Source organism: Arthrobacter sp. Y3223151 (assembly GCF_059091125.1).
In genome coordinates this window covers 110,889-137,253 of sequence record NZ_JBNHGI010000009.1, presented here as the reverse complement: position 1 = coordinate 137,253, position 26,365 = coordinate 110,889, and the positions used below count along the sequence as shown (strand labels likewise).

26 protein-coding genes are annotated in these 26,365 nt (G+C 69.4%); 9 read left to right on the top strand and 17 right to left on the bottom strand.

Annotated elements, in window-relative coordinates:
• Window positions 1-178: 178 nt before the first annotated feature.
• A complete protein-coding gene (locus AC5RUP_RS13210; protein ID WP_494158634.1) occupies window positions 179-1,774 on the top strand; it encodes an ATP-binding protein in 1,596 nt (531 codons plus the stop codon).
• Entirely contained in the window at window positions 1,771-2,622 is an 852-nt protein-coding gene (locus AC5RUP_RS13205) for a response regulator (protein WP_494158633.1), read from the top strand. The genes AC5RUP_RS13210 and AC5RUP_RS13205 overlap by 4 nt, the downstream gene beginning before the upstream one ends.
• 56 nt (window positions 2,623-2,678) lie before the next feature.
• Here the strand turns inward: AC5RUP_RS13205 and AC5RUP_RS13200 are convergent, their stop codons facing one another.
• From AC5RUP_RS13200 to AC5RUP_RS13170, 7 genes are read right to left on the bottom strand one after another with little or no spacing between them, the layout of a single operon-like run.
• Window positions 2,679-3,497 carry an HpcH/HpaI aldolase/citrate lyase family protein gene (locus tag AC5RUP_RS13200; RefSeq protein ID WP_494158632.1) on the bottom strand — a complete coding sequence of 273 codons (819 nt, stop codon included), beginning with the start codon at window positions 3,495-3,497 and terminating at the stop codon, window positions 2,679-2,681.
• Window positions 3,494-4,087 carry a MaoC family dehydratase gene (locus AC5RUP_RS13195; RefSeq protein WP_494092864.1) on the bottom strand — a complete coding sequence of 198 codons (594 nt, stop codon included), beginning with the start codon at window positions 4,085-4,087 and terminating at the stop codon, window positions 3,494-3,496. The genes AC5RUP_RS13200 and AC5RUP_RS13195 overlap by 4 nt, the downstream gene beginning before the upstream one ends.
• Window positions 4,084-4,737, bottom strand: a complete 654-nt coding sequence (locus AC5RUP_RS13190) for a CoA transferase subunit B (protein WP_494154784.1) — start codon at window positions 4,735-4,737, stop codon at window positions 4,084-4,086. Before AC5RUP_RS13190 ends, AC5RUP_RS13195 begins: the two co-directional genes overlap by 4 nt.
• Before the next feature lie 10 nt (window positions 4,738-4,747).
• Window positions 4,748-5,524, bottom strand: a complete 777-nt coding sequence (locus tag AC5RUP_RS13185) for a CoA transferase subunit A (RefSeq protein ID WP_494154785.1) — start codon at window positions 5,522-5,524, stop codon at window positions 4,748-4,750.
• Window positions 5,525-5,551: 27 nt separating this feature from the next.
• Window positions 5,552-6,715: an acyl-CoA dehydrogenase family protein gene (locus tag AC5RUP_RS13180; protein WP_494154786.1), complete on the bottom strand. Its 1,164-nt coding sequence runs from the start codon at window positions 6,713-6,715 to the stop codon at window positions 5,552-5,554.
• 2 nt (window positions 6,716-6,717) lie between these two features.
• Entirely contained in the window at window positions 6,718-8,790 is a 2,073-nt protein-coding gene (locus AC5RUP_RS13175) for an acetyl/propionyl/methylcrotonyl-CoA carboxylase subunit alpha (RefSeq protein WP_494158631.1), read from the bottom strand.
• Entirely contained in the window at window positions 8,787-10,391 is a 1,605-nt protein-coding gene (locus AC5RUP_RS13170; RefSeq protein WP_494154733.1) for a carboxyl transferase domain-containing protein, read from the bottom strand. Before AC5RUP_RS13170 ends, AC5RUP_RS13175 begins: the two co-directional genes overlap by 4 nt.
• 165 nt (window positions 10,392-10,556) lie before the next feature.
• On the opposite strand from AC5RUP_RS13170, the gene AC5RUP_RS13165 reads away from it, so the two are divergent.
• Together AC5RUP_RS13165 and AC5RUP_RS13160 are read left to right on the top strand one after the other, a co-directional pair.
• The gene (locus AC5RUP_RS13165; RefSeq protein WP_494154734.1) at window positions 10,557-11,177 is read left to right on the top strand and encodes an SACE_7040 family transcriptional regulator; all 621 of its coding nucleotides are present in this window, start codon (window positions 10,557-10,559) and stop codon (window positions 11,175-11,177) included.
• Window positions 11,178-11,212: 35 nt separating this feature from the next.
• Window positions 11,213-11,680, top strand: a complete 468-nt coding sequence (locus tag AC5RUP_RS13160; protein WP_494092873.1) for a GNAT family N-acetyltransferase — start codon at window positions 11,213-11,215, stop codon at window positions 11,678-11,680.
• Window positions 11,681-11,730: 50 nt separating this feature from the next.
• Here AC5RUP_RS13160 and AC5RUP_RS13155 read toward each other — a convergent pair whose 3' ends face one another.
• The 3 genes from AC5RUP_RS13155 to pdhA are packed head-to-tail and all read right to left on the bottom strand — an operon-like array spanning window position 11,731 to window position 15,303.
• The gene (locus AC5RUP_RS13155) at window positions 11,731-13,170 is read right to left on the bottom strand and encodes a dihydrolipoamide acetyltransferase family protein (RefSeq protein WP_494158630.1); all 1,440 of its coding nucleotides are present in this window, start codon (window positions 13,168-13,170) and stop codon (window positions 11,731-11,733) included.
• 4 nt (window positions 13,171-13,174) lie between these two features.
• Window positions 13,175-14,182 carry an alpha-ketoacid dehydrogenase subunit beta gene (locus tag AC5RUP_RS13150; protein ID WP_494092364.1) on the bottom strand — a complete coding sequence of 336 codons (1,008 nt, stop codon included), beginning with the start codon at window positions 14,180-14,182 and terminating at the stop codon, window positions 13,175-13,177.
• Window positions 14,182-15,303 (bottom strand): pyruvate dehydrogenase (acetyl-transferring) E1 component subunit alpha, encoded by a 1,122-nt coding sequence (gene pdhA / locus AC5RUP_RS13145; protein WP_494154151.1) that lies wholly within the window; start codon window positions 15,301-15,303, stop codon window positions 14,182-14,184. The genes AC5RUP_RS13150 and pdhA overlap by 1 nt, the downstream gene beginning before the upstream one ends.
• Before the next feature lie 192 nt (window positions 15,304-15,495).
• On the opposite strand from pdhA, the gene AC5RUP_RS13140 reads away from it, so the two are divergent.
• Window positions 15,496-15,972, top strand: coding sequence for an Lrp/AsnC family transcriptional regulator (locus tag AC5RUP_RS13140; protein ID WP_493977699.1), 477 nt, complete (start codon window positions 15,496-15,498; stop codon window positions 15,970-15,972).
• A 102-nt stretch (window positions 15,973-16,074) separates the two neighbouring features.
• Here the strand turns inward: AC5RUP_RS13140 and AC5RUP_RS13135 are convergent, their stop codons facing one another.
• Together AC5RUP_RS13135 and AC5RUP_RS13130 are read right to left on the bottom strand one after the other, a co-directional pair.
• Window positions 16,075-17,700: a monocarboxylic acid transporter gene (locus AC5RUP_RS13135; RefSeq protein ID WP_494133265.1), complete on the bottom strand. Its 1,626-nt coding sequence runs from the start codon at window positions 17,698-17,700 to the stop codon at window positions 16,075-16,077.
• Window positions 17,697-18,065, bottom strand: coding sequence for a DUF485 domain-containing protein (locus AC5RUP_RS13130; protein ID WP_494068028.1), 369 nt, complete (start codon window positions 18,063-18,065; stop codon window positions 17,697-17,699). The genes AC5RUP_RS13135 and AC5RUP_RS13130 overlap by 4 nt, the downstream gene beginning before the upstream one ends.
• Before the next feature lie 183 nt (window positions 18,066-18,248).
• On the opposite strand from AC5RUP_RS13130, the gene AC5RUP_RS13125 reads away from it, so the two are divergent.
• From AC5RUP_RS13125 to AC5RUP_RS13110, 4 genes are read left to right on the top strand one after another with little or no spacing between them, the layout of a single operon-like run.
• Window positions 18,249-19,466: a sensor histidine kinase gene (locus tag AC5RUP_RS13125; protein WP_494154152.1), complete on the top strand. Its 1,218-nt coding sequence runs from the start codon at window positions 18,249-18,251 to the stop codon at window positions 19,464-19,466.
• Window positions 19,467-19,513: 47 nt separating this feature from the next.
• A complete protein-coding gene (locus tag AC5RUP_RS13120) occupies window positions 19,514-20,236 on the top strand; it encodes a LytR/AlgR family response regulator transcription factor (protein WP_494133267.1) in 723 nt (240 codons plus the stop codon).
• A complete protein-coding gene (locus tag AC5RUP_RS13115) occupies window positions 20,233-20,730 on the top strand; it encodes a DUF485 domain-containing protein (protein ID WP_494158629.1) in 498 nt (165 codons plus the stop codon). The genes AC5RUP_RS13120 and AC5RUP_RS13115 overlap by 4 nt, the downstream gene beginning before the upstream one ends.
• Complete coding sequence (locus tag AC5RUP_RS13110; RefSeq protein ID WP_494154476.1) at window positions 20,727-22,232, top strand: sodium/solute symporter; 1,506 nt, start codon at window positions 20,727-20,729, stop codon at window positions 22,230-22,232. The genes AC5RUP_RS13115 and AC5RUP_RS13110 overlap by 4 nt, the downstream gene beginning before the upstream one ends.
• Window positions 22,233-22,247: 15 nt before the next feature.
• On the opposite strand, the gene AC5RUP_RS13105 is transcribed toward AC5RUP_RS13110, so the two are convergent.
• The 5 genes from AC5RUP_RS13105 to tsf all read right to left on the bottom strand — a co-directional run bounded on the left by AC5RUP_RS13105 (window position 22,248) and on the right by tsf (window position 26,268).
• Window positions 22,248-22,838, bottom strand: a complete 591-nt coding sequence (locus AC5RUP_RS13105) for a DivIVA domain-containing protein (RefSeq protein WP_494068032.1) — start codon at window positions 22,836-22,838, stop codon at window positions 22,248-22,250.
• 99 nt (window positions 22,839-22,937) lie between these two features.
• On the bottom strand, window positions 22,938-23,840 hold the full coding sequence (locus AC5RUP_RS13100) for a phosphatidate cytidylyltransferase (protein ID WP_494154477.1): 903 nt from the start codon (window positions 23,838-23,840) through the stop codon (window positions 22,938-22,940).
• A gap of 23 nt (window positions 23,841-23,863) precedes the next feature.
• The gene (frr, locus tag AC5RUP_RS13095) at window positions 23,864-24,421 is read right to left on the bottom strand and encodes a ribosome recycling factor (protein ID WP_494154478.1); all 558 of its coding nucleotides are present in this window, start codon (window positions 24,419-24,421) and stop codon (window positions 23,864-23,866) included.
• A 94-nt stretch (window positions 24,422-24,515) separates the two neighbouring features.
• Window positions 24,516-25,259, bottom strand: a complete 744-nt coding sequence (gene pyrH, locus AC5RUP_RS13090; RefSeq protein WP_493988119.1) for a UMP kinase — start codon at window positions 25,257-25,259, stop codon at window positions 24,516-24,518.
• A gap of 169 nt (window positions 25,260-25,428) precedes the next feature.
• Window positions 25,429-26,268, bottom strand: coding sequence for a translation elongation factor Ts (tsf, locus tag AC5RUP_RS13085; RefSeq protein WP_494154479.1), 840 nt, complete (start codon window positions 26,266-26,268; stop codon window positions 25,429-25,431).
• Between the last annotated feature and the right edge of the window lie 97 nt (window positions 26,269-26,365).

Below are 26,365 nucleotides of genomic sequence, written 5' to 3'. Positions count from 1 at the left end.
AGCCGGCGTGATGGGCATCACCATGCCGTGCGCCCCAGCGTAGGGACCGGTGCGCCGCGCGGGAAGAATGCGGTCATTGTGGCCGTATTGGTCATTGTGGTCACGACCGCGCCCCGCCTCCGGGGCACCGGATAACAGCTGCAAAGTGGCGCAGCTAACAGCATGCGAAAATGGTGGTGTGTTCCAATCCCTGTCGCTGCGGACCCAGCTGTTTGTGCTGCAGCTGTCCATCCTGCTCGCCGTCGTGCTGGTGGCCGGCTCGGTCGCCATATCGATGCAGGAGCAGCAGATCCGCGATGCCTACGAGGGACGGATGATCGGCGTGGCACGCTCGGTGGCGCAACTGCCGTCCATTGTGGACGCCTTCGACGACGAAGACCCCAGCGAGACCATCCAGCCGATCGCCGAGCTCATCGCGCAGTCCACGGGCGTGACCTACGTGGTGGTCACGGACGACCGCGGGATCCGCTACTCCCACCCGAACCCGGCATTGATCGGGCAGATGGTTTCCACGGACCCGTCCATCCCGTTGTCCGGCGAGACGTTCGTCGGCCGGCAGACCGGCACGCTGGGCGAGTCGTGGCGGGTGAAGGTGCCCGTCTATGACCGGTCGGGCGGCACAGTGATCGGCACCGCGTCGGTCGGCACCTTGGAATCGACGCTGCGCGATGACCTCAACGACGACTTGCCGGTTCTGCTGGCCTGGCTCATCGCGGCGGCACTGGTCGGATCGGCGGGCGCGATCTACATCTCGCGGCTGGTGTGGCGGCGGATCTATCAGCTCGAGCCGGAGGAGATCGCCGCCCTGCTCGAAACGCGCGACGCGATGCTGCACGGCATCGGCGAGGGTGTGGTCGCCGTCGACGACCGCGGGCGCATTGCCTTGCTTAACGATGAGGCGAAACGGCTCCTGGAGGTCTCCGACACCGCATTGGGCCAGCCAGCCACCACCATTCTGGAACCGGAGCTGGCAGCAATGCTCGCGGCCACCGGCGGCGCCGACGAAACCGTCCTCGCCGGCGAACGGGTGCTGCTGGCCCGGGCCAACGCGGCCACCGTGGACTCGCGACGCGTGGGCAGCGTCCTCATCCTGCGGGACCGCACCGAACTGCACCAGCTGCTGCAGGATTTGGACGGCGCACGCGATGTCACCCAGGCCCTGCGTGCCCAGGCGCACGAATTTTCCAACAAGATGCATGTGATCTCCGGCCTGCTGGAACTGGGCCGCGCGCAACAGGCGGTGGATTTCATCTCGCGTTCCGGCCACGGCGGGTCGGTGGTGGCGGGCGAACTGGCCCCGGGCATCACGGACCCGGACGCGGCCAGCCTGCTGATGGCCAAGACCACCATCTGCGACGAAAAGGACATCAGGCTGCTCATCGATCCGGCGTCCGAGCTCGCCCCGGACGGCACCACCGATGCGGTCACGGTGCTCGGGAACCTGATCGACAACGCCATCGAAGCCGTGGGGATGCAGGGAACCATCACCGTCGCCGTCGCCAGCGGCCCGGCCGGCTGCACCATCACGGTCGCGGACGACGGCCCCGGCATCCCGGCGGAGGAATACCACCGCATTTTCGAGCCGGGCGTCTCGGGCAAGGAGGCGGCGCTGCCGGGCAGCCGGGGGTTCGGCCTCGCGCTGGTCAGCCGCGTTGCGGCGCGGCGCGGCGGCTGCGCCCGGGTGGCGGCCTCGGCCTCCGGCGGCGCAGAGTTCACGGTCACGTTCTCGCCCACCCCGCCCAACGCCCGCGCGCAGGGAGTCCCGGTCCCATGAGCCAGATCCGCACGGTCGTCATCGACGACGACAAAGAAGTTGCCGGGGTGCACACCGGCTTCCTGCTGGCCCATGGCGCCTTCGACGCCGTGGGCACCGCGTACACCGGGGCCGAGGGCCTGGCCATGGTCGCGGCGCTTCGCCCCGAACTGGTGCTGCTGGACATCCACCTGCCGGACATGAGCGGCATCGAAGTCCTGCGCGCGGTCCGGAACCTTCCCGGGGAACCTGTCGACGTCATCGCGATAACTGCGGCACGCGAACTGGACACGGTGCGGGCCGCGATGGCCGGCGGAGTGCTCCACTACCTCGTGAAGCCGTTCAACGCGCGGGTGCTGATGGAGCGGCTGGACGCCTACGTGGAACACCGCCGGCAAATCAGCGGCAGCGACGACTCCGCCGTGCTGGACCAGGACGGCATCGACCGGCTGCTCGCACCGCAGCTCGATGCCGGCAGGGAGTCCGCCCGGCGGGACGCGGACGGAACCGCTGACGGCCCGGCGCCCCGCAGTGCCCCGGGCGCACCCCGGCTGTTGCCGCGCGCTGCCGCCGCCTCCGGAAGCGACGCCGGCCGAACCGCGCTTTCCGCCATGGCGCTGTCCGGCCCGGGAGCCGCGGTCCCGCTGCCCAAGGGCCTGTCCCTGCCCACCCTGGAGGCGGTGATCGCCGACCTGAATGCGGCCGGCGCGGCCTCCTCCGCGTCCGAGGTCGCCGGGCGGCTGGGCCTGGCCCGGGTCAGCGCGCGGCGGTATCTGGAGTACCTGGTCTCGCGCGGCGAGGCACGGATCACCCCGCGGTACGGAGCAGCCGGCCGGCCGGAGAAGTTTTACGTCCCGATCAGCCGTTAGGGCGGGTCTGCCGGGCCCGATCAGGCGTCAGGACGGGCCTACGTCCCGATCAGCCGTTAGGACGGAGTCTGCCGCGCCCGCCGCAGGATCTGCTCCGCGTGCTTGAGGACCGGCCCGTCGACCATCTGGCCGCGGAACCGGAAGGCCCCGGATTCGGTGGCGGCGGCGGCCAGCAACGCGGCCGCATGGTCCGTTTCCTCCTCGCCCGGACGGTAGGCGGCCCGCACGACGTCGGCCTGGCTGGGGTGGATGATGGCCTTGGCCGCGAAGCCCGAGGCGACGGCGTCCTCAGCCTCGGCGGCGAGCCCGCCGAGGTCCGGTATGTCGAGGTAGACCGAGTCGATGGCGGCCTTGCCGTAGGCGCCGGCGGCGAGCAGGACCTGGGAACGCGCTTGCCGGGCAACGTCCCGGTAGGTTCCGGACGCGAACCTGCTGGAACTGCCGCCCAGTGAGGCGACCAGGTCCTCGGCGCCCCACATCAGGGCGGTGACGTTCGCGCAGCGTGCCAGCTCCGCGGCGTGCAGCACGCCCAGCGCCGTCTCGCACAGGGCCACCACCGAGTACTCCCCGAGGCCGAGGGCGGCCGCCGCGTCCTCCGCCTTGGCCAGCATGATGGTGCGGTACCCGGACCGGCGGACGGCGTCCAGGTCCGGCGCGTGGTCGGCGGTGCCGGCCGCGTTGACCCGCACGATGGTCCGTTCGGGGTCCAGCGGGTTGTCGATGATGGCTGCCCGGGCCGCCGCACGGTCGCCCGGGGCAACGGCGTCCTCCAGGTCCAGGATCACCGCGTCGGCGCGTGCGGCCGCCTTGCCGTACCGGTCCGGGCGGTCCGCCGGACAAAACAGGATGGCCGGCCCCATGTCGAAGCCGGTCATCGGATTCCGTCCCCGGGCCGGCCGTCCCACAGTTCGGCGTCGGCCGTTTCCGAGCCCGCGATGGCGTGCGCGTGGCCGTCCTTGGTCCACATCAGGCAGCTGCGCGTCACCGTGGCGACCACGTCCCCGTGCTGGTTCCGGCCGGTATGGTGCATGGTCACCACGCCGGTGCCGGGCCGGGACCGGGACAGCCGCTTGTCGGTCACCACCGTCTCCGTGTACAGCGTGTCCCCGTGGTAGAGCGGGTGCGGGAACGTCACGTCGGTCATGCCCAGTTGTGCCACGATCGTGGACTGGGTGAGCTGGCCGACGGACTGGCCCACGACCGTGGCGAGGGTGAACATGGAATTCATCAGCCGCTGGCCGAACGGCTGCTCCGCCGCCCACGCCGCGTCCAGGTGCAGCGCCTGGTTGTTCATGGTGGCGGTGGTGAAGAAGACGTTGTCCGCCTCGGTGACAGTCCGGCCCGGCCGGTGCGCGTAGATGACATCCGCTTCGATCTCCTCGAAGTAGAGCCCGCGCTGGATGATCACTTTCTGCGCCCCGGCGGCTTCCGACGGCGTGGCCGCTGCCCCGGCATCGGTGTTCACCGGGCACCCGCCTGGTACTGGTCGACCCGGAGTTCGGCGCCGGTGGCGGCCACGACGTCCTGCACCCCGACGCCGGGGGCCGTCTCGCGCAGCACCAGTCCTTGCTCCGCGACGTCGATGACCGCCAGGTCGGTGATGATGGTGTCCACGCAGCCCCTGCCGGTCAGCGGCAGCGTGCATTCGGTCAAGATCTTGGGATTCCCGTCCCTGTCCACGTGTTCCATCATGACGATCAGCCGTTTGGCACCGAAGACCAGGTCCATGGCACCGCCCATGCCCTTGACCATCTTGCCGGGGATCATCCAGTTGGCCAGGTCTCCGGTCCGGGACACCTGCATGGCGCCGAGAACGGCCACGTCGACGTGCCCGCCCCGCACCATGCCGAAGGACGCGGAGGAGTCGAAGATGGCCGCTCCCCGGTTGAGCGTCACGGTCTCCTTGCCCGCGTTGATCAGGTCCGGGTCGATGTTCTCCTCGGTGGGATAGGGGCCGACACCGAGGATCCCGTTCTCCGAATGCAGGATGACTTCCACGCCGTCCGGGATGTAGTTCGGAATCAGGGTGGGCATGCCGATGCCCAGGTTCACGTATTGCCCGTTTTCCAGTTCCCGGGCCACCCGGGCGGCCAGTTCGTTGCGCGTCAGCGCCATGGCGTGCTCCTTACTTCCCGGTCGCGGTCTCTTGGCCGGCCAGCCGCACCGTGCGTTTTTCGATCCTCTTTTCCACGTCCGGCGCCACCACCACCCGCTGGACGAAGATGCCGGGGGTGTGGATCTGCTGGGGGTCCAGTTCGCCCGGCTCCACGAGTTCCTCGACCTCGGCGATCGTGATCTTGCCGGCCATGGCGCAGAGCGGATTGAAATTCATGGCGGTCACGTGGAACACCAGGTTGCCCAGCCGGTCGCCCTTCCACGCATGCACCAGTCCGAAGTCCGGCCGCAGGGACTCCTCCAGCACGTAGTCGGCCCCGCCGAAGCTGCGGACCTCCTTCGGTTCCGACGCCTTGGCCACCGCGCCGTCGGCGTCGTACTTGCGCGGCAGCCCGCCCTCGCTGACCTGGGTGCCGACCCCGGCGGCCGTATAGAAAGCGGGAATCCCGGCACCGCCGGCCCGCAGCTTCTCTGCCAGCGTCCCCTGGGGGGTCAGCTCCACTTCCAGCTCGCCGGCCAGGAACTGCCGGGCGAACTCCTTGTTCTCGCCCACGTAGGAGCTGATGGTGCGCCGGATCCGCCCGTCGGCCAGCAGCACGCCCAGCCCCCAGTCGTCCACGCCGCAGTTGTTGCTGATGGTCTCCAGGTCGGTGGTGCCGGCGTCGTGCAGGGCCTGGATCAGCGCCACCGGAATGCCACACAGGCCGAAGCCGCCCACGGCCAGCGAGGCGCCGTCGGGAATGTCCGCCACGGCCTCCGCGGCGGAAGCTACTACCTTGTCGATCACTGCGTCCTCCTTAGCCTGCGCGGTCGGTCAAAGCCCCAGCTCGCGGGCGATGAGCATCAGCTGCACTTCGGTGGTCCCTTCCCCGACCTCCAGGATCTTCGAGTCACGGTAGTGGCGCGCCACCCGGAATTCGTTGATGAAGCCGAAGCCGCCGAAAATCTGCGTGGCATCGCGGGCGTTGTCCATGGCGGCTTCGCCTGCCACCATCTTGGCAATCGCGGACTGCGTTTTGAAGTGTTGGCCGGCGAGCATCCGGGCGGCGGCATCGTAATACGCCAGCCGCGCCGTGTGCGCGCGGGCCTGCATCCGGGCGATCTTGAACTGGATGGCCTGGAAGGAGCCGATGCTGGTGCCGAAGGCCTGACGCTCCTTGGCGTAGCGCACCGCCTCGTCCACGCAGCCCTGCGCCGCGCCCGTGGCCAGCGCGGCGATGGCGATCCTGCCCTCGTCCAGGATTTGCAGGAAGTTGGCATAGCCCCGGCCGCGGCGGCCCAGCAGGTTCTCTTCCGGGACGCGGACATTGTCGAGAGTGAGCGGATGCGTGTCGGAGGCGTTCCAACCCACCTTGTTGTAGGCCTTCTCGGCGGTGAAGCCCGGGGTGTCGGTGGGGACCAGGATGGTGGAAATCTCCTTCTTCAGCGAGCCGTCGTCGCGCTCGGAGGTGCCGGTGACCGCGGTGACGGTGACCAGCCGGGAGATGTCGGTGCCGGAGTTCGTGATGAATTCCTTGTGCCCGTTGACCACCCACTGCCCGTCCACGAGCTCGCCCCGGGTCTTCGTGCCGCCCGCGTCGGAGCCCGCTTCGGGTTCGGTCAGGCCGAAGCCGGCGAGCGCCTCGCCGCTGGCCAGCATGGGCAGCCACTGTTGTTTCTGGTCCTCGCTGCCGAACCGGTAAATGGGCATGGCCCCCAGCGAGACCCCGGCCTCGAGGGTGATCGCCACCGATTGGTCCACCGCACCGAGTTCTTCCAGCGCCAGGGCGAGCGCGAAGTAATCGCCGCCCATGCCGCCGTACTCCTCGGGGAACGGGAGGCCGAACAGTCCCATCTCGCCCATCTGTGCCACCACTTTGTACGGGAAGCTGTGCTCCTCGTCGTGCTTGGCGGACACCGGGGCAACCACCTCGCGGGCAAATTCCCGCACGGTCTCCACCAGATCCTGGTAGTCCTCGCTCAGTGAAAAGTCAGGCATGGTCATGCCCCTTTCTGTTCAGGTTCTTCGGGGACAGGATCCGCTGCCCGCACGACGGCGACGATCTGGCCGGCCTTGACCAGGTCGCCGGGCTTGAGGTTGATGCTGGCCTCGCCGGCGATCGCGGCGCTCAGCTGGTGTTCCATCTTCATCGCTTCCACCGTCAACAGCGGCTGGCCGGCCACCACACGCTCGCCGTTGGCCACCGCCACGGACGTCACCGTCCCGGGCATCGGCGAGCGCACCTCGGGTGATGCCTCCCCCTCGGCCTGGCGGACCCCCGCGAGGGCATCGGCGAGCCGCCGCTCCCGGCCGCGGACGGTCACCCGGGCCGACCAGCCGGCGTCGCCCAGCCAGATCGTGCCGTCTGCGCCGAACGCGTGGCGCAGCGGCCGGCGGAGTCCGTCGACCTCCGCCGCGTGCCCGGCCCGATCCAGCACGACGGCGTAGCTGCCGCCGCCGGCCGTCACCACGGCACCGGCGGGCCCCCCGGCGGCCGCGTCCCCCGTCCAGGCCACCGTCACCTCGCGGCGCTCTCCGCCGCCGAGGTCGAAGCTGACGGTGCCCGGGCGCGGCCCGCTCAGCCGCCAGCCCTCGCTCCGCCAGGCGGACCCCGCCCCGCCGGCCGCGCATGCCTGGATGCGCGCGCCCTGTTGCCGGAGCAGCCAGTCCACGGCGGCCACGGACAGTTCGGCGTCACCGGGCCGGCGGAACTGCTGGTGTTCGATCTTTCGGTCGATCAGCGTGGTGTCCAGCCGCCCGGCCCGCACGTCCTCGTCGGCCAGCAGGCTGCGGAGGTGCTCGATGTTGGTATGGATGCCGAGCACCATGGTGTCGGCGAGCGCACCGTCCAGCCGTGCCAGGGCCTGCTGCCGGTCCTCGCCCCAGGCGATCACCTTGGACAGCAACGGGTCGTAGTCGGAGGGGATGACCAGTCCGGGCAGCAGCGAACTGTCCACCCGGAGGCCCTCCCCGGCGGCTTCCTCCAGGGCCAGCACCGTGCCCGCCGAGGGCAGGAACTGCTGCGAGGGATCCTCCGCGTAGACGCGCGCCTCCACCGCGTGTCCCGTCAGCACGACGTCGGACTGCGCCGGCGCGAGCACCTCGCCGGCCGCGATGCGCACCTGCCACTCCACCAGGTCCAGGCCGGTCACCAGCTCGGTGACCGGGTGTTCCACCTGCAGCCGGGTGTTCATCTCCATGAAGAAAAACTCGTCGGGCGCGTCGTCGGAGACCAGGAACTCCACCGTTCCGGCCCCGGTGTAGTCCACCGAGCGGGCGGCGTTGCAGGCCGCCTCGCCGATCCTGGCGCGGGTGACAGCGTCGAGCAGCGACGACGGGGCCTCCTCGATCACTTTCTGGTGCCGGCGCTGCAGCGAGCATTCGCGCTCCCCGAGGTGGATGGCGTTGCCGTGCCGGTCGCACAGCACCTGCACCTCGATGTGCCGCGGCCGGGCGATCAGCCGCTCGAGGAAGAGCGTGTCGTCGCCGAAGGCGGAGGCGGCCACCCGGCGCCCGGCGGCGAGCGCGGCGCGCAGTTCCTCGGGCCGCTGCACGGCCATCATCCCCTTGCCGCCGCCGCCGGCCGACGGCTTGATCAACAGCGGGTAGCCGACCTCTTCGGCGGCCCGGACCAGCCCGTCGTCGTCCAGCCCCGGTTCCGCGATCCCGGGAATGACCGGGACCCCATACGATGCCACGTGGTTCTTGGAGCGGATCTTGTCCCCCATGATCCCGATCGCCCCCACGTTGGGTCCGATGAACACGATGCCGGCGGCCTCCAGCGCCTGGGCGAACGCCACGTTCTCGCTGAGGAAGCCGTAGCCGGGGTGGACGGCCTCGGCGCCCGTGGCCTTGCAGGCTTCGATCACCGCGTCGATGCGCAAGTAGCTCTCGGCGGCCGGGGCGGGCCCGATCCGCACCGCGATGTCGGCCTCGCGCACGTGGCGGGCCCCGGCGTCGGCGTCCGAATAGACGGCCGCGGACCGGATGCCCATGGCGCGCAGCGTGCGGATGACCCGGCAGGCGATTTCGCCGCGGTTGGCAACCAGGACGGTTTCGAACACTCTGATCACATCCTGAACAGGCCGAAGGCGGTCTCGGGCAAGGGACTGTTGGCGCAGACGTCGAGGGCGAGGCCGAGCACGGTCCGGGTCTGCGCCGGGTCGATGATCCCGTCGTCCCAGAGCCGGGCGGTGGAGTAATACGGGTTGCCCTGCGCTTCGTACTGCTCCCGGATGGGGGCCTTGAACGCCTCCTCGGCCTCGGCGCTCCACTCCTCCCCGCGGGCTTCCAACTGGTCCCGTTTGACGGTGGCCAGGACCGAGGAGGCCTGGTTGCCGCCCATCACCGAGATGCGCGCGGCCGGCCACATCCAGAGGAAGCGCGGCGAGTACGCGCGGCCGCACATGGAATAGTTGCCGGCGCCGAAGGACCCGCCGATCACCACGGTCAGCTTCGGCACCCGAGCGGTCGCGACGGCGGTCACCATCTTGGCGCCGTGCTTGGCGATGCCGCCGGCCTCGTAGTCGCGGCCCACCATGAAGCCGGAGAGGTTCTGCAGGAAAACCAGCGGGATGCCGCGCTGGTCGCAGAGTTCAATGAAGTGCGCGCCCTTGAGGGCAGATTCGGAAAAGAGCACGCCGTTGTTCGCCACGATGCCCACCTGATGCCCGTGGAGCCGGGCGAACCCGGTGACCAGCGTGGTGCCGTACTCCCGCTTGAACTCGTGGAAGCGGCTGCCGTCCACCAGCCGGGCGATGACCTCGCGGACGTCGTAGGCGGCGTTGACGTCCACCGGAACGGATCCGTAGATTTCCTGCGGGTCGGCCGCCGGGGCCTCCACGGGCGCCGTCTCCCAGGCCGGCGCCCGGCACGGGAGCGTGGCCACGATGTCGCGGACAATCTCCAGCGCGTGCACATCGTTCTCGGCCAGGTGGTCGGTCACCCCCGAGGTCCGCGCATGCAGCTCGCCGCCGCCGAGTTCCTCCGCGGTGACAACTTCGCCGATGGCCGCCTTCACCAGCGGCGGGCCACCCAGGAAGATGGTGCCCTGGCCGCGGACGATCACGGTTTCGTCGCTCATCGCCGGAACGTAGGCGCCGCCGGCCGTGCAGGAACCGAGCACCGCGGCGATCTGCGGGATTTTAGCCGCCGACATCCGGGCCTGGTTATAGAAGATCCGGCCGAAGTGCTCGCGGTCCGGGAAGACGTCGTCCTGCTTGGGCAGGAACGCGCCGCCGGAGTCGACCAGGTAGATGCACGGCAGGTTGTTCTCCAGCGCCACCTCCTGGGCGCGCAGGTGTTTCTTGACCGTCATCGGATAGTAGGTCCCGCCCTTGACGGTCGCATCGTTACAGACCACCAGCACGTGGCGGCCGTGCACCAGGCCGATGCCGGCGATCATCCCCGCCCCCGGCGAATCGCCGTCGTACATTCCCTCGGCGGCCAGCGGCGCGATCTCCAGGAACGGGCTGCCCTCGTCCAGCAGCGTGTCGACCCTGTCCCGCGGCAACAGCTTGCCCCGTTCCAGATGGCGCCGGCGCGAGCTCTCCGGCCCGCCCGCCGCCACCGACGCCAGCCGGGCGTGCAGGTCGGCAGCCAGCCGGCGCTGCTGCTCGTCGTTGGCCCGGAAGCTGTCACTGGTAGTGTCCACCCGGGAAGCCAGTGTCTCCATCGACACCTTCCTGGCCGAAGCCGTCGCGCGTCCGGCCCGCCGCCCGCTCCGGGCAACTGGCCTGCAGGACGCATTTTGGTTAGTCTGTACTAACTGAAATCAGGCTAGTGGCCGTTAAGTGTCTTGTCCAGCACTTATTCAGCACCTTCTCGAGGGAACCGATCCATGCCCACAGCACCGCATGCCGCCGCCGGGACGCGCCAGACCGGCCGCAGCCTGGCCAAGGCCACCCGCAGGGCCGCACTGCTGGACGCCGCCGCCCGCCTCTTTGCCGAGCGCGGCTTCAACGGCGTCTCCATCGAAGACCTCGGCTCGGCGGCCGGCGTCAGCGGGCCGGCCGTCTACCGGCATTTCGAGAGCAAACATGCGGTACTGGCGGCGCTGCTCACGGGCGTCAGCCAGGACCTGCTCGACGGCGGCCAGGACGTGGCGGCCGGCCAGCAGGACGCCGAGGAGGCGCTCCGCGGCCTGGTCGCCTTCCACGTGGACTTTGCCTTGAAGCATCCCGACGTCATCCGGGTCCACGACCGGGACCTGGACAGCCTGCCCGCCGAGGATTCGGCGCTGGTCCGGACGCTGCAGCGCACCTATGTGGAGGTGTGGGTTTCCGTGCTGGCGCGGCTGCTGCCGGAGGCGGACGCGGCGCAGTTGCGGGTCCGCGCACACGCGGTCTTCGGACTGATCAACTCCACGCCGCATTCGACCCATCGGAGCCGGCAGCCGCGGGAAGCCTGGCGCCGCAATCTGCTGGAACAAATGGCTTGGGCCGCGTTGAAAGCCGAGTAGGGTGTATCAGACACCAACTAGCCGAAAGGTCTGCTGTGATTGAGCTTCGTCCTGTAGAACCTGCCGACCTCGACGAGTTCTTCGAGTACCAGCAGGATCCCGACGCCAACCATATGGCGGCGTTTGCCGCCCGGAATCCGTCTGACCGCGGCGTGTTTGATCTTCACTGGCAGAGCCTGCTCGACGACGAGTCCATCACCGTGCGCACCGTCACCGTCGACGGCGAGGTGGTGGGCAGCGTGCTGGCCTACCCCAACGAGGGGTACCCGGAACTGAGCTACTGGACGGCGAAGTCGCAGTGGGGCAAGGGCGTCACCACCGCGGCCGTCGAGGCCTTCCTGCGGGAATTTTCCGCGCGTCCCATCCGGGCCAGGGTGGTCAAGGACAACCTTGGCTCGGTCAAGGTCCTGCACAAGCTCGGCTTCCGGACCGTCGGCGAGGCCCAGGGCTTCGCCAACGCCCGCGGCGCCGTGGTCACCGAGGAGATCCTCGAACTGGCCTGAGCCGGCTTTGAACCCTGATCACACCATGGCCAGCACCATGGCCGGGCTGATCACACCATGGCCAGCACCATGGCCGGGTCCGACAGGATGGTGCCGATGTCGGCGAGGAAGCGCCCCGCCTGCTCCCCGTCCACCACGCGGTGGTCGAAGGACAGGCTGAGCGTCACCACGTCGCGCAGCGCCACCTCACCCCGGTATTCCCACGGCTGCCGGCGCACCGCGCCGAGGGCCAGGATGGCCGACTCCCCCGGGTTCAGGATCGGCGTTCCGGCGTCGATGCCGAACACCCCGATGTTGGTGATGGAGATGGTCCCCCCGCGCAGTTCGGCCGGGGCGGTCCTGCCGGCACGTGCCGTCTCGGTCAGCTCCCCCAGGGCCTCGGCCAGCCGGTGCAGGTCCATCCGGTGCGCGTCCTTGATGTTCGGCACGGTCAGCCCGCGCGGGGTCGCCGCGGCGATGCCCAGATTCACGTAGTTCTGCCGCACGATCTCGCCGGCGTCCCCGTCCCAGCGGGAGTTCAGCTCGGGGCGGCGCTCCAGCGCCAGGCACAGGGCTTTGGCGGTGATGGTCAGCGGCGTGAGTTTCAGCCCGGCGAACGCCTTGCCCGCCTTGAGCCGCCGGATCAATTCCATGCTCTCCGTCGCGTCGACGGTGAGGAACGAGGACGCATGCGGGGCGGTGAAGGCACTGGCCACCATGGCGGCGGCGGTGTGCTTCCGTACGCCCTTGACCGGGATCCGCGTCTCGGCCTCCGCGGCGCCGCCGAGCCAGCCGCCGGCCGTTCCGGACACGGCGCCCCGGGCCGCGACGGCCGGGGCCGCTGCGGCCGCCTCGTGGAAGGCCAGGACGTCGTCGCGGGTGATCAGGCCCCGTTCGCCGGTCCCGGCCACCCGTGCGAGCTCGACGCCGAGGTCCTTCGCCAGCTTCCGGACCGGCGGGGTGGAGCGTGGCCGCTCCGGGATCTTCCCGGACGGTTCGGCCGCGGCCTCGCCGGGCGCCCCGGCCGGCCGGGCGGCAACCGCACCATTCGCGGCTCCGGCGGGCTCCGTGTCCGGTGCGCGCCCGGCCAGGGTCGCCGGGTAGGCGGCCGGCACCGCCGCGGTGGCCGCCGCCCCTCCGGTCTTGCGCGGGCGCCGGGCCGGCCGCCCGTTCCCTTCGGCGGCAGCACCGTACCCCACCAGGTTCGCCTCGCGGCGCGGTTCCGGCGGCCTTCCGGCGGCCTTCGCGCCGTCGTCGCTCTGCCCCGCGTCTTCCACCTCGATGGAGACGATCGGCTCGCCCACGCTGACCGTGGTGCCGGGTACCTCATGCAGGGTCCGGACCACCCCGGCGAACGGCGAGGGCAGCTCGACCACGGCCTTGGCGGTTTCCACCTCGCCCAGGATCTGGTTGAGCTGGACCGCGTCGCCCTCCGCCACGCTCCAGCTGACGATCTCCGACTCGGTGAGCCCCTCGCCCAGGTCCGGCAACTTGAATACCTTGATCCCCACGGCTTCAGTCCTCCAGTCCGGTCAGCGAGTTGGGCCTGCCGAGCGCCCGGTCCACCCCGTCCAGGATGCGGTCCAGGTCCGGGAGGTGATGCCGCTCCAGCTTGGCCGGAGGGTAGGGAATGTCCATCCCGGCGATCCGCACGGGAGCGTGTTCCAGATGATAGAAGCAGCGCTCGGTCAGGCTGGCCGCGATCTCCGCGCCGAGCCCGCCGGTCCGGGCCGCCTCGTGCGTGATCACCAGGCGGCCCGTCTTGCGCACCGAGGCCTCCACGGTGGGAAAGTCCAGCGGCGACAGCGAGCGCAGGTCGATGACTTCCACCGACACGCCGTCGTCCTCGGCGGCCTGGGCCGCCTCCCGCGCCGTCTGGACCAGCGCGCCGTAGGCCACCAGGGTCACGTCGGACCCGGGCACCTCCACCCGGGCGCTGCCCATCGGCAGGGCGGACTCCAGCGCATTCTCGTCCACTTCGCCCTTGGTGTGGTACCGCCGCTTCGGCTCGAAGTAGACCACCGGATCGTCGGCGGCGATGGCCTGCTGGATCATCGTGCAGGCGTCCTGCGGGTTGGACACTGCCACCACCCGCAGCCCGGAGGTGTGGGTGAAATACGCCTCCGGGGATTCGGAGTGGTGTTCGGCCGCGCCGATGCCGCCGCCGAAGGGCACCCGAATGGTCAGCGGCATCTTGACCCGGCCGCGGGTGCGGTAGTGCAGCTTGGCTACCTGGCTGACAATCTGGTCGAACGCCGGGTAGATGAAGCCGTCGAACTGGATTTCGCACACCGGCCGGTAGCCCCGGTAGGCCATCCCGACGGCGGTGCCCAGGATCGCGGACTCGGCCAGCGGGGCGTCGATCACCCGGTGGGCGCCGAAGTCTTTCTGCAGTTCGTCGGTGATGCGGAACACCCCGCCCAACGCTCCGATGTCCTCGCCGATGATCACCACCCTGGGGTCGTTCTCCAGGGCCTTGCGCAGCCCGGTGTTGATGGCGCGTCCAAACGTCATGGTGGTCATCAGCGGCCTCCCTCGGCAGCGTCGAACGAATCAAGATAGCGCTCGTAGTGCGCGCGTTGTTCCGCCAGCACGGGGTGCGGCGCCGCGTAGACGTTCTCGAACAGCTCCAAATCCGCAGGGTCGGCCATGCCCGTGCAGCCGGCCCGCATCTCGGCCGCGGCCCGGTCGGCCGCGTCCCGGACCCGCTGTTGCAGGCCCTCGTCCAACAGGCCCTCGGCCGCCAGGTGGGCGGCCAGCCGGTCGATCGGATCCCGGCTCTTCCAATCCTCCAGCTCGTTCGCGTCGCGGTAGCGGGTGGGATCGTCCGCCGTCGTGTGCGGTCCCATCCGGTAGGTGACCGCTTCGATGAAGGCGGGGCCGCCGCCGCTGCGCGCGTGCTCCAAGGCCCGGCGCGTCACTGCCAGGCAGGCCAGGACATCGTTGCCGTCCACCCGGTAACTGGGAATGCCGAATCCGGGCGCCCGGTCGGACAGTTTGCCCTGGGCCTGCAGTGACACCGGTTCGGAGATCGCCCACTGGTTGTTCTGGCAGAAGAAGATCACCGGTGCCTGGAAGCTGGCGGCAAACACCATGGCCTCGTTCACGTCGCCCTGGCTGGTGGCGCCGTCGCCGAAAAACGTCACCGCCACGGCGTCGTCGCCGTCGAACTTGACCGCCATGGCATAGCCGGTGGCGTGCAGCGTTTGGGCGCCGATGATGACCTGCGGGGTGGCCATGTTGATCTCGTAGGGGTCCCAGCCGGAGGGTCTGTTGCCGCGCCAGACGCGGATCATGTCGGTCAGGTCCACGCCGCGGCAGTACGCGACGCCGTTTTCCCGGTAGCTGGAGAAGACGAAGTCGTCCTTGCGCAGGGCGCGGCCGGAGCCGATCTGGGCCGCTTCCTGCCCCAGCAGCGGCGGCCACAAGGCGAGCTCCCCCTGCCGCTGCAAGGCGGTGGCTTCCTGGTCCAGGCGGCGGACGACCACCATGTCCTGGTAGAGGCCGGCGAGTCGGTCGCCGTCGATATCCTCCAGCCAGGGGTCGAACTCCCCGCTGGGGACCCGCGTACCGTCCGGCGCGAGCAGTTGGATGTAGCTTTCCTGGTGATGCGGACCGGCCGGGTCCGTGCCTGGTAAGGACACTTGCGACACTCCCTTTGCGTCTTCAGGGCCGGGAAGGTCTTGTGGACCTCCCGGCGCCGGACAGCCCCGCCTGCACCTTTGCCCGCGGTTGACTGTGACACTACTCACATCCCGCAAGTAGCGCAATGATCCTGACAAAAACTGAGCAGGATGCCCTGTCGGGGCCGGGCAGCCCGTGCTATTCTGCGCATTATGCGGAATCTGGACGGCACCGACCTGCGGTTACTGGGAGCCCTGACGCAGGATCCGCGCCGGACCGTCGTGGCCCTGGCGCAGATCCTGGGCCTGTCCCGCAACACGGTGCAGGCGCGCATGGCCCGGCTGGAAAAGGACCAGGTGTTCCTTTCCTTCGACCGGCGGATCAATCCGGCCGCCGTGGGCTACCCGCTGGCGGCCTTCATCCACATCCACGTGCACCAGCCGAAACTGCAACAAATCACCGACGAGTTGGCCCGCATTCCGGAGGTACTCGAAGCAATCGGCATCACGGGCCAGGCGGATATCCTGGCCCGCGTCGTCTCGGAGGGCGCCGAGGACCTGTTCCGCGTCAACGGCAAGATCCTGGCGATCGACGGCGTGGAGCGGACCGACACGTCGCTGGCCATGCACGAACTGATCCCGTTCCGGATGGAACCGCTGCTCTCCCGCGGGGCCCGGGCAACCGGCTAACGCCATCCGACCCGCATGGCTGCGGGCCCGGCAATCGGCCGCCGGGCCCGCAATGTTATCTGTAGCGGCGCGCCGCAGCAGGCGCGCGCCGCCGTCGTCGTCTCAGTGAACCGTGGCCTTCTCCGCTCCGACGCCGGTGAGCGAGCGGACCTCCATTTCGGCCTGCTTGGACGCGTCCTCGCGGTTCTTGTCCAGCACGGTTCCCAGCCAGCCCAGGAAGAACGCGAGCGGGATGGAGACGATGCCCGGGTTGTTCAGGCCGAAGATGGCGAAGTCCGCGCCGGGGATCATCGACGTCTCCTTTCCGGAGACCACCGGGGAGAACGCGATCAGGACGATGGCCGCGCCCAGGCCGCCGTACATGCTCCACACCGCACCCTGGGTGGTGAAGCGCTTCCAGAACAGCGAGTAGACGATGGTGGGCAGGTTGGCGGAGGCGGCCACCGCGAACGCCAGGGCCACGAGGAAGGCCACGTTCTGGCCCTGCGCGCCGATGCCGCCAAGGATGGAGACGACGCCGATGACCACCACCGTGCGGCGGGCCACCTTGACCTCGCCGGCCGAGTCGACCTGTCCCTTGCGCACCACGTTCGCGTAGATATCGTGCGCGAAGGAGGCGGCCGCGGTGATGGTCAGGCCGGCCACCACCGCCAGGATGGTGGCGAATGCGACCGCGGAGATCAGCCCCAGCAGCACGGGGCCGCCGAGCGCGAAGGCCAGCAGCGGCGCGGCGGAGTTGACCCCGCCCGGCGCGCTCTTGATGGCTTCCGGGCCGATCAGGGCCGCGGCGCCGTAGCCCAGCACCAGGGTGAACAGGTAGAACGCGCCGATCAGCCAGATGGCCCAGACCACGGACCGGCGGGCCTCCTTGGCCGTGGGCACGGTGTAGAAGCGCATCAGCACGTGCGGCAGGGCCGCGGTGCCCAGCACCAGGGCCAGCGCCAGCGAGATGAAGTCCAGCTTGGACGCCTCCGAGACCCCGTACTGCAGGCCCGGATTGAGCAGCTCGGGGTTGCCGGCGGTATCCACGGCGGCACCCAGCAGCTCGGACAGGTTGAAGCCGTGCAGTGCCAGCACCCAGACGGTCATGATGAACGCACCGGCGATCAGCAGGCAGGCCTTGATGATCTGGACCCAGGTGGTGCCCTTCATGCCGCCGACCAGGACGTAGAGGATCATCAGCGCGCCGACGACGGTGATCACCAGGGACTGTCCCAGCTTGGAGTCGATGCCGATCAGCAGCGAGACAAGGCCGCCGGCGCCGGCCATCTGCGCCAGCAGGTAGAAGAAACACACCGCCAGCGTGGTGATGGCCGCGGCGATCCGCACCGGGCGCTGCCGCAGCCGGAAGGAGAGCACATCTGCCATGGTGAACTTGCCGGTGTTGCGCAGCAGTTCGGCCACCAGCAGCAGGGCCACCAGCCACGCCACCAGGAAGCCGATCGAGTACAGGAAACCGTCGTAGCCGTTGATCGCGATCGCGCCGCAGATGCCCAGGAACGATGCGGCCGACAGGTAGTCGCCGGCAATGGCGGTGCCGTTCTGGCCGCCGCTGAAGGACCGGCCCGCCGCGTAGTAGTCGGCGGCGGTCTTGTTATTCCGGCTGGCCCGCAGCACCACCACGAGCGTCACGCCGACGAACAGCGCGAAGATCAGGATGTTGATCCAGGTGGAATCCTTAATGTCGTCCGCCGTGACGGCCAGCGGGATGGTGACGGAGTGGTTCATTTGGTGTCCTCCGGTAGGCCGACACCCTCGTCCTCGAGGCTGCGGCGGATGTCAGTGGCGATCGGGTCCAGCTTCCTGTTGGCGTAGCGGACGTACCAGGTGGTGATGGCGAAGGTGCTCACGAATTGCAGCAGGCCCAGGACCAGGCCGACGTTGATGTTGCCCCACAGCTTGGTGGACATAAAGTCGTGCGCGTAGTCGGCCAGGAGCACGTAGGCGAAGTACCACAGCAGGAAGGCCACTGCCATCGGGAACACGAATGAGCGGTGGCGCCTGCGCAGCTCGGTGAATTCCGGACTGCCTTGGACCTCTCGGAAGTCCACGGCCGCGGCGGTTCCGGCGTCCGGGTGAGGGTTGTTGCCCATCTTTTCCTCCTCTTCGGGCACACGCGTGGCGTGTGTGACTGCGATCACTCTGCTAGCTGGCGGGGCCGGTGGCCAGCGGCCGGGCGGGTCGGGTCGCCCAACGGCTCTCCGGCTGCGGTGAACGGCACCTCCGTGCGCCGAGCTGCAAATCGGCCCGGCCGTCCGGCGGCTAGGCTGGAGGGCATGCTCAGCCCGGCCGTGGACATCGCGCTCATCGCCGCCCTGGCCGCGGCGGCGGTGGCGGTGATCGCGCTGGTGGGCTTTAAGCTGACCCGGTCCTACCGGGACCTTGGCTCCGAGGCCGACCGCGCAACCTACGCCACGCTGCATACCGCGGGGCTTGCCGGCCAGTACCTGCGCGCCGGACTGACGCCGGCCGGCGCCGGCAAGGCGAGCAAGCACCTGCGCGGCCTGTTGGGCTCCGAGGTGCTGGTGTTGACCGGGTTGGACGATGTGCTCGGCTGGGACGGCGCCGGCCAGCCGCCGGAGTCGGCCCTGCGCCTGGCTGGCAAGACCATTGGATCGGGACGCACCCGGGTCTTCCGCGGCGATCAGTTGCTGCCGGAGGGCCGGGTCCCGCGGGGGGCCGCCGCCCGAGACGGCGGCCCGACGGAAGCGGTCTTCGCCCCGATCCGGGTCCAGGACCGGGTGGTCGGCACCGTCGGCGCCTACACCGGACACGTCGCCGCGTCGCTCGTGCGGGCCACCAACGAGGTCGCGGCCTGGGTGGCCACGCAGATCGAACTGGCCGAACTGGACACCTCGCGGACCTTGCTAATGGAGGCCGAGGTGCGCGCGCTCCGGGCCCAGATCAGCCCGCACTTCATCTACAACGCCCTGAACGCCATCGCCTCCTACATCCTCACCGACCCGGCGCGGGCACGGGAGCTGGTGATCGAGTTCGCCGACTTCACCCGCTACTCCTTCCGTCGGCACGGAGACTTCACCACCCTGGCGGAGGAACTGAAATCGATCGACCGCTACCTGCTGCTGGAACGGGCCCGATTCGGTGACCGGCTCAGGGTCAGCCTGCAGATCGGCCCCGAAGTCCTCAGCACCGTCATACCGTTCCTCTCCCTGCAGCCCTTGGTGGAGAACGCGGTGCGCCACGGGATCGAAGCCAAGGAAGGGCCGGGGCAGATCACCATCACCGCCCACGACGCCGGGGCCTACGCCGTGGTGACCATTGAAGACGACGGCGTGGGCATGGATCCGGACCGGCTGCGCACCGTGCTGGCCGGCCGCGCCGAAGGCGACCATGTGGGTTTGCGCAACGTGGACGTGAGGCTGCGGCAGGTCTACGGCGACGAACACGGCCTGGTGGTCGACACGGCGCCCGGTGCCGGCACGCTGGTCACGCTGCGGCTACCCAAGTCCCAGCCCGGGAACCTGGTGGACTGAAGCGGCCGGCGCGGAGCTACACCCCGGGGCCTAATAGACTGTGGGCCATGGTCAATGTGGTTGTCGCCGATGACGAAGCCCCCGCCGTCGAGGCGCTGGCGTACCTGCTCGCCCGGGATTCCCGGATCGGGGAGGTCCACAAGGCCACCAGCGGCGCCGAAGCGCTGCGTGCCTTGGAGCGTCACGACGTGGACGCGCTCTTTCTGGACATCCACATGCCGGCCCTGACCGGTCTGGACATCGCCAAGGTCATTTCCCGCTTCAGCCGCCCGCCCGCCGTCGTTTTCGTGACCGCCGATGAGGACAAGGCGCTGCAGGCCTTCGAGCTGGCCGCCGTGGACTACCTGCTCAAGCCGGTGCGGGCAGACCGGCTGGCGGAATCCGTGCGCCGGATCTGCGAACTGATGGAAGACGGCGCCGCCGCCAAGCCTGAAGTCGTCACCGTTGACCAGGGCGGCATTACCAAGATGATCCGGCGCGACGAGATCCAGTATGTGCAGGCCCAAGGCGATTACGCCCGGCTGCACACGGCCGACGCCAGCTACCTGATCCGGGTGCCGCTCAACGACCTGGAGCGTCAGTGGGCGGACGCCGGCTACCTCCGGATCCACCGGTCCTACCTGGTGGCGATGGACCAAATCCAGCAGATGCGCACCAGCGCCGGGAGGGCCAGCCTCCTGGTCGGCGGTGCGGAACTGCCCGTCAGCCGGCGTCATCTGCCCGCCGTCCGCGACAGGCTGGAGGCCACGCGGGTGAGGCCGCGCGGATGAGCAGCGGTCCCGGCCGCGGCGAGGTTCCCCTTGGCGACGACGGCGGCGTCCCGCTGCCCGGCGGCGCCCCGCTGCCCGACGGCGATGCACAGGTTCCGTCGGCCGGTTTCCGGCAGCGCATCCGCGTCACCGCGCCGCGTTCGGCCGCGCCCCGGCCGGCGGGCGGCTACACCTTCTCCCGCGAGGTGGCCGAGCAGTCCGAGGTCGGCGAGCTCTTCGTGCGGTCCCTGGTCCGTTCCCAATTGCGCCTGGCCGTCGTGGTGGCGGCCGGTTTCGGGCTGATCCTGCTGGGCATGGCCGTGCTGATCGCGCTGGTACCGCTCACGGGCACGCTGACCGTGTTCACCGTCCCGCTCCCCTGGCTGCTGCTGGGCATCGGAATCTACCCGATCATCCTGGCGTGCGCCGCGCTCTACAACCGGGCGGCCGCCCGCAACGAGCGCCGCTTCCGCGAGTTGACGGCCGACCGGGTTGACCCGGGGACGAGGCAGTGAACGCGGCCGCCGGGCTGGCGGCGGTGGCCGCCGTCTGCGCCGCCACCGTGCTGATCGGCATCTACGGGCTGCGGATTTCCCGCACCACCGGTGATTTCTACGTCGCCTCGAGGACGGTCAAGCCGTGGTGGAATGCGTCGGCCATCGGCGGCGAATACCTCTCGGCCGCAAGCTTTTTGGGCGTGGCAGGGCTGATCCTGGTCTCGGGCATCGACGCGCTCTGGTTCCCCGTCGGATACACCGCCGGCTATCTGATGCTTTTGCTGTTCGTGGCCGCCCCGCTGCGCCGCTCCGGCGCATACACGATTCCCGACTTCGCCGCGGCACGGCTCGATTCCACAGCCGCCCGCCGCGTCACCAGCCTGCTGGTGATAGCGGTCGGCTGGCTGTACATCGTGCCGCAACTGCACGGGGCCGCCCTGACCATGCGCATCGCCACGGGCCTGCCGGGCTGGGCAGGCGCCCTCGCCGTCGTCGTCGTGGTGGTGCTGTCCGTGGTCACCGGCGGCATGCGCTCCATCACCTTCGTGCAGGCCTTCCAGTATTGGCTGAAACTCACGGCCCTGGCCGTCCCGGTGGTGTTCATCCTGCTGGTCCTCGCCGGTTCGGGCCAGTCGGCCACCGGCGGCGGCGCGGCCTTCGACCCGTTGCTGGATGTCGTCGGCGATGCATCGCTGTACCGGAATATCTCGCTGATCGTCGCCCTGCTTTTCGGCACGCTGGGGCTGCCGCACGTGCTGGTGCGTTTCTACACCAATCCAGACGGTGCCGCCGCCCGCCGCACCACGCAACTGGTGCTCGGGCTGCTGGCGCTGTTCTACCTCTTCCCCACCATCTACGGCATCCTCGGCAGGCTGCACACCCCGCGGCTGGCCGGCGGCAGCCAGTCCGACGCCACGGTGCTGTTGCTGCCGGGGCGGATTGTGGACGGCATGGCCGGCGACCTCTTGAGCGCGTGCGTGGTGGCGGGCGCGTTCGCCGCGTTCCTCTCCACCACCTCCGGGCTGGTGGTGTCCCTGGCCGGGGTGGTGAGCCAGGACCTGTTCCGCGGCAGCGTCAGGGGCTTCCGGCTGGCCGCCGTGCTGTCTGCCATCGTGCCGCTGGGCATCGCCCTGAGCACCGAATCGCTGGCCCTGGCCGGCAGCGTGGGCACGGTCTTCGCGTTCACCGCCTCGACCATTTGCCCGCTCTTGCTGCTAGGCATCTGGTGGCGCGGCCTCACGGATGCCGGCGCGATTGCCGGCATGGTGTCGGGGGCGGTGCTCTGCGGCGGTTCATTGCTGGCGGCTGCCGTGGCGGGACCGAAACTGGGCGCCTGGGCCGAGCCGCTGGGACAGCCGGCGGCCTGGACGGTTCCGGCGGCGTTCCTGGTGACCGTGGCCGTTTCCCGCGCGACGGCTTCGCGCAGGCCGGCCACCACTGCCCGGGTCATGGCACGGCTGCACACCCCGGAGCGGGCGGACAGGCCGGAGCCGGCCGGCTGGCCCGGTCCCGGGGACTGAACGAGGTCCGGCCCGTCAGTCGATCGCGGCCATCAACTCGACGACGCGGTCCAGGAACGCGTCCACCTGGTTTTCCTCGTAGCCGTCTTTGCCCTTGGCCTCGCGGAACACGGCCCTGCGGACCACGTCGACGCTCATCGGCTGGTCGTGCTCGAAATAGCCCAGCAGTTCGACGCACAGCGCGTCGACGTCCTCCACGTTGTAGCTGACGGCGTTCCGCTTCGCCGGCCGGCGGAAGCGTTCGCCCGGGGCGCGGTGCAGGCGGGCGCGCAGCATCGCCGACACGCGGCCGATCTGGGTCAGCCAGGCCTGTTCGCCGTCCCGCCGGATCAGCGCGTCGCGCTCCCGCTGCGCGAAGACGTCCTCCAGCCGGTCCAGCGCGGCGTCGACGGCCCGCGGGTCGTAACCGCCCTTGGCCGGATCGAACGTCATCGCCCGGACATCGCGGCTGGTGATGGGAGCGTCGTCGGGCTCGGGGTTGTTGTAGTACTCCCGCGCCCGGCCCAGGAAGTCGTCCACCTGGCGTGCGTTGTAGCCGAAGTTCCGCCGGTCCACGTGGTCGAACGGGGCACTGCCCTTGCCGGCATCAATGGTTCGTCGCGCCATGGTGTCCTGTGGTTCCTGTTCCTTCAATACGTTCCGCTTGTCTACGGTGCCCAGTCTATGCGGGCCGCCGCATGGCCCCGGGTAACCGCGGCCGCGCGCCTACACGGCCCCCGGGGCCAGCAACGATGCGAGCACGAAAGCCACCGGGGCCGCGAACACGATGGAATCCAGCCGGTCCATCACCCCGCCGTGGCCCGGCAGGAAGTTGCTCATGTCCTTGATGCCAAGTTCCCTCTTGACCATCGATTCGGCCAGGTCGCCCACGGTGGAGGCGGCCACGGTGGCCACGGCCAGGACGAGCCCGAACCACCACTGCAGGTCCAGCACCAGCACCGAGCACAGGACGCCGACCAGGACGGCTCCGCCGACCGAACCGGCAAACCCTTCCCACGACTTCTTGGGGCTGATCTTCGGCGCCATCGGGTGCTTCCCGAAGAACACCCCGATGAGGTACCCGAAGGTGTCGTTGGAGACCACCAGCAGCAGCATGGTGGCCACCTTCAGGGCGCCGGACTCCTCCAGCAGCAACAGCAGCGAGAAGCTGATGAAAAAGGGTACCCAGCAGAGGATGAAGGTACCGCTGAGCACGCTGCTGACCGCGCCGTCGGTACTGTCCAGGCACTTCCAGACCATCAGGGCGACGCAGGAGGCGACCAGGGCGAAGGCCAGCCCCTCCGGCCCGCCGTAATAGGCGGCCACGGGCATCGCGAGGGCACCCGCGAACAGCGGCGGCAGTGGCACCTTGATGTTCTTGACCGTCAGGGCGCGGGAAACCTCCCACACGCCCACGGCCGAGAAGCCGGCCACCAGCACCACGAAGGCATCGGGCAGGAGGAAAAGGCCCACCAGGACAACGATGAGCAGCGAGAGTCCGACGACGATGGCTGCCGGCAGATTGCGCCCGGCACGGGAAGGCTTGGCGGCGGCACGCAGCGCCCGCCGTCCGGGTTCTGCCGGCCGCTGTCCCGGACCAGCCGCCGGAGCCGGCGTATCGCCAGCCATGGGTTGAGGCTGGTCCGTACTCATCAGACCTCGAGCAGCTCGGCTTCCTTGCGCTTGAGGAGCTCGTCCACGTTGTCGGTGTGCGACTTGGTCCGGGCGTCCAGTTCCTTTTCGGCCCTGTTGCCTTCGTCCTCGCCGACCTCGCCGTCCTTGACCAGCTTGCCGATGGTGTCCATCGCCTTGCGGCGGATGTTGCGAATGGAGACCTTCGCGTCTTCGGCCTTGCCCCGCACGACCTTGACGTACTCCTTGCGGCGTTCCTGGGTCAGTTCCGGCAGGACAACGCGGATCACCACGCCGTCGTTGGCCGGGTTGGCGCCCACATCCGAATCGCGCAGCGCCTTCTCGATGTCGTTCAGCGCCGCCTTGTCGTACGGCGTGATCAGCAGGGTGCGCGGTTCGGGGTTCTGGAAGGACGCCAACTGCTGCAGCGGGGTCGGCGTGCCGTAGTAGTCGACCGTGACCTTGGAGAACAGTGCCGGATTGGCGCGGCCGGTGCGGATGGTGGCGAAGTCTTCCTTGGCCACTTCGACTGCCTTGTCCATCTTCTCGGCAGCTTCGCGCAGCGTCTCGTCTATCACGGTCTCTCCTTCACGTCCTTCATTCACTCCGCGATGCCCGCGGTCCTGGCCTTGCTTTCCATCCTAGGCTATCCGGCGGACGGCCCGGCGCCAGTCAGGCGGTGACGTAGGTGCCGATCTGTTCGCCCAGAATGGCACGGGTCACGTTGCCTTCGCCCTCCATCCCGAAGACCACCATGGACAGCTTGTTGTCGCGGCACAGGCTGAAGGCGGTCTGGTCCATCACCCGGATATTCCGGCGCATGGCTTCGTCATAGGTCAGCGTGTCGAGCTTCTCGGCGGCAGGGTCTTTCTTCGGGTCGGCCGTGTAGACGCCGTCCACGCCGTTCTTCGCCATGAGCACGACGTCGGCGTGCACCTCGAGTGCGCGCTGGGCAGCCACGGTGTCGGTGGAGAAATAGGGCAGGCCGGCGCCGGCGCCGAAGATGACCACGCGGCCCTTCTCCATGTGCCGGATGGCCCGCCGCGGGATGTAGGCCTCGGCTATCTGCCCCATGGTGATCGCGCTTTGCACGCGGGTGTCCACCCCCGCCTGCTCGAGGAAGTCCTGGAGGGCCAGGCAGTTCATGACGGTGCCGAGCATGCCCATGTAATCGGCACGGGAGCGGTCCATGCCCGACGTCGACAGTTCGGCGCCGCGGAAGAAGTTGCCGCCGCCCACGACGATGGCCACTTCGACCTGGCCGACGGTGGCGGCGATCTGCTTGGCGACGCCCCGGACGGTGTCCGGGTCCACGCCCAGCTTCCCCCCGCCGAAGACTTCGCCCGAAAGCTTCAGCAGGACGCGGCGGCGTTTGGCCCCGGTATCAGCGGTGGTCTGGGTGTTCTGGGATTCCATGGTGCCTCCCGGCGTGCGTGGTTCTGGGGAAAGAGTGTGTGACTGGCCGCGGCTGCCCGGCGGCTGAAGCCGCGCGGCCGATCCGGACATGAAAAAGGAGTGGTCACCCGATGGTGACCACCCCCTCGTCATCTGAATCAGCCAGTTCGCCTAAACGTTGCGACCGAGGTTACGCTCCGACGCGGAAGCGGGCAATGGCGGTGGCGTTGACACCGGCCGCTTCCAGCACCTTGCCGACGGACTGCTTCGGGTCCTTGGCAAACGGCTGGTCCAGCAGCACGATCTCCTTGAAGAAACCGTTCAGCCGGCCCTCGACGATCTTCGCGAGTGCTGCCTCGGGCTTGCCCTCGGCGCGGGCGGTCTCGTCGGCGATGCGGCGCTCGTTCTCCACGGTCTCGGCCGGGACCTCTTCGCGGGTCAGGTAGGCCGGGGCGTAGGCCGCGCTGTGCACGGCGATGTCGTGGGCTGCCTCGAAGGCCGCCTCGCCTTCGCCGTCGACGGCGAAGAGGACACCGACCTGTGCCGGCAGGTCCTTGGAAGTCTTGTGCAGGTAGGCATCGACGGTCTTGCCTTCGACGCGGGCAACCCGGCGGACGACAACCTTCTCGCCCAGCACGGCGCCTTCCTCGACGACGAAGTCGCCCAGCGGCTTGCCGTCGACGTCGGCGGCCAGCAGGGCGTCGAGCTCGGCGGCGCCGGACTCAACCGCCGTGGCCAGAACCTTGTCAGCGAGTTCGATGAACTTGGCGGACTTGGCGACGAAGTCGGTCTCGCAGTTGACCTCGATCATGACGCCGACGGTTCCGTCGATGACCTTGGCGGCCACCAGGCCTTCGGCGGTGGAGCGGCCTTCGCGCTTGGTGGCGCCCTTCAGTCCCTTGATGCGGATCAGCTCAATGGCCTTCTCGGCATCTCCATTGGCCTCGTCCAGGGCCTTCTTGACATCCATCATGCCGGCGCCGGTGCGCTCGCGCAGGGCCTTGATATCAGCAGCGGTGTAGTTCGCCATTTGGACTCCAGTCCTCCCGTATTAAGTAGTGTTCGGTGCCGCTGGCGGCCGGCCTGAGCCAGGCCTGGCCGCCAGCGGAAGTCCGGCGGCGCGCAAG

Coding starts and splice junctions, on each gene's coding strand:
- AC5RUP_RS13170 (WP_494154733.1), bottom strand. CDS start 10,391: ATGGAGACACTGGCTTCCCGGGTGGACACTACCAGTGACAGCTTCCGG.
- AC5RUP_RS13165 (WP_494154734.1), top strand. CDS start 10,557: ATGCCCACAGCACCGCATGCCGCCGCCGGGACGCGCCAGACCGGCCGC.
- AC5RUP_RS13120 (WP_494133267.1), top strand. CDS start 19,514: ATGGTCAATGTGGTTGTCGCCGATGACGAAGCCCCCGCCGTCGAGGCG.
- AC5RUP_RS13105 (WP_494068032.1), bottom strand. CDS start 22,838: ATGGCGCGACGAACCATTGATGCCGGCAAGGGCAGTGCCCCGTTCGAC.
- AC5RUP_RS13115 (WP_494158629.1), top strand. CDS start 20,233: ATGAGCAGCGGTCCCGGCCGCGGCGAGGTTCCCCTTGGCGACGACGGC.
- AC5RUP_RS13130 (WP_494068028.1), bottom strand. CDS start 18,065: ATGGGCAACAACCCTCACCCGGACGCCGGAACCGCCGCGGCCGTGGAC.
- AC5RUP_RS13205 (WP_494158633.1), top strand. CDS start 1,771: ATGAGCCAGATCCGCACGGTCGTCATCGACGACGACAAAGAAGTTGCC.
- AC5RUP_RS13135 (WP_494133265.1), bottom strand. CDS start 17,700: ATGAACCACTCCGTCACCATCCCGCTGGCCGTCACGGCGGACGACATT.
- AC5RUP_RS13100 (WP_494154477.1), bottom strand. CDS start 23,840: ATGGCTGGCGATACGCCGGCTCCGGCGGCTGGTCCGGGACAGCGGCCG.
- AC5RUP_RS13180 (WP_494154786.1), bottom strand. CDS start 6,715: ATGCCTGACTTTTCACTGAGCGAGGACTACCAGGATCTGGTGGAGACC.
- AC5RUP_RS13150 (WP_494092364.1), bottom strand. CDS start 14,182: ATGACCACCATGACGTTTGGACGCGCCATCAACACCGGGCTGCGCAAG.
- tsf (WP_494154479.1), bottom strand. CDS start 26,268: ATGGCGAACTACACCGCTGCTGATATCAAGGCCCTGCGCGAGCGCACC.
- AC5RUP_RS13200 (WP_494158632.1), bottom strand. CDS start 3,497: ATGACCGGCTTCGACATGGGGCCGGCCATCCTGTTTTGTCCGGCGGAC.
- pyrH (WP_493988119.1), bottom strand. CDS start 25,259: ATGGAATCCCAGAACACCCAGACCACCGCTGATACCGGGGCCAAACGC.
- AC5RUP_RS13140 (WP_493977699.1), top strand. CDS start 15,496: ATGCGGAATCTGGACGGCACCGACCTGCGGTTACTGGGAGCCCTGACG.
- AC5RUP_RS13125 (WP_494154152.1), top strand. CDS start 18,249: ATGCTCAGCCCGGCCGTGGACATCGCGCTCATCGCCGCCCTGGCCGCG.
- AC5RUP_RS13190 (WP_494154784.1), bottom strand. CDS start 4,737: ATGGCGCTGACGCGCAACGAACTGGCCGCCCGGGTGGCCCGGGAACTG.